The organism is Dehalobacter sp. (genome assembly GCA_023667845.1).
GTDB lineage: Bacteria > Bacillota > Desulfitobacteriia > Desulfitobacteriales > Syntrophobotulaceae > Dehalobacter.
In genome coordinates this window covers 1-1,169 of the sequence record JAMPIU010000079.1, presented here as the reverse complement: position 1 = coordinate 1,169, position 1,169 = coordinate 1, and the positions used below count along the sequence as shown (strand labels likewise).

Here is a 1,169-nt window from a genome sequence, read left to right as displayed (position 1 = left end):
GCAAAATCTCTGATGAAATCGAAAATGAGCAAATGAAAAAGCTGGTAGAGTCAAGAATGGGAACTGTACCCACGGATATCGAGAACTTAAAAAGTGAATATAGTTATGTTCGCGGTAAATTAGCAGAAATAAGAGATGAAATAAGTAAAAGTAAACTGAGCAAAGTGGATTGAACATTAAACTGAATAATGTTGTTACTTCCACGATATCGGGACAATTAAAGGTGGAAAACCAGTGATAAATAGCCGGTAATAGTCGGTGCATAAATTTCTGGCTTAAGGAATAAAGCCCCATATTAAATGGGGCAAATGGAGCGTATGAATCCTTTAAAAATAAAAATAGTCGAGCAGAGCCGAGCAGAGTCGAATATAGTTGAATAAACAAAGTGGTAGAGCCGGTTGATTACGGGCAGCAGATTTCTTACAAATTCTTTATCACTACTACTGCCTAGCCCTTTAATTCGTGTACTGCCAGGCCTGCGTGTTATATGTTTTAAACTGCTTTAATCGCTATTTTTTCAACTGCTGGCTTATTAGCTGCCAAAAATGTTGCTTTTAACTGACCTGCCGGGTCTCTGAGTTCAATTTTTGCGTCTGAGTAGTACCCGATCTCGATATCTTCCGTAAATTCTCTAGTGGTCGAGAGGCTGGCAGCACCCATAACGCCGGTAATTGGAAGAGACCAGAAATGGTGGTCTTTATATGTTGGGTTATAATTGACAGCAGTACTGCCTGTCAGATGTGCCAGGTAAACAATCCTTACCTTCATCACACCTCTGCTTGCTGTCAGTACTGCTTCAACCGATTCTCCTGGATTTAACTGAACAGTAACTCCCGAACTTGAACCGACTGTAATGCTTTTGCTCTCAGAGCCCCCCTGCCCCCAGGAATGGCTGTAAGACATTGATGTTTCTCCCCCTCCTCCGGCTCCCAGGAAGCTGACTTCATAAGTAATCGTCTGCCCTACATCAATTGTGTCTGTCTGAGACCAGTTGCTTTCCGTGGTATCGTTGACCTGGTCTGAAATGCTGGCATCGAAAGTGGCTACCTTTGTGCTGCTGTTGACGAATTTCTTGGTTGCCACTATAACTGGTTCTGAAGTAATCCCGGTTATTGTTGAACTCTTGACGTCGAGTATTGTTTGAACTTCAGCCCATCCGTATGTTTTGT

Annotated in this window: 1 protein-coding gene; it reads right to left on the bottom strand. The window is 42.4% G+C overall.

Annotation, left to right across the window (positions count from 1 at the left end; genetic code table 11):
* Positions 1-492: 492 nt before the first annotated feature.
* Positions 493-1,169, bottom strand: a 677-nt coding sequence (locus NC238_06445) for a hypothetical protein (GenBank protein MCM1565576.1), incomplete at its 5' end; no start/stop codon positions are given.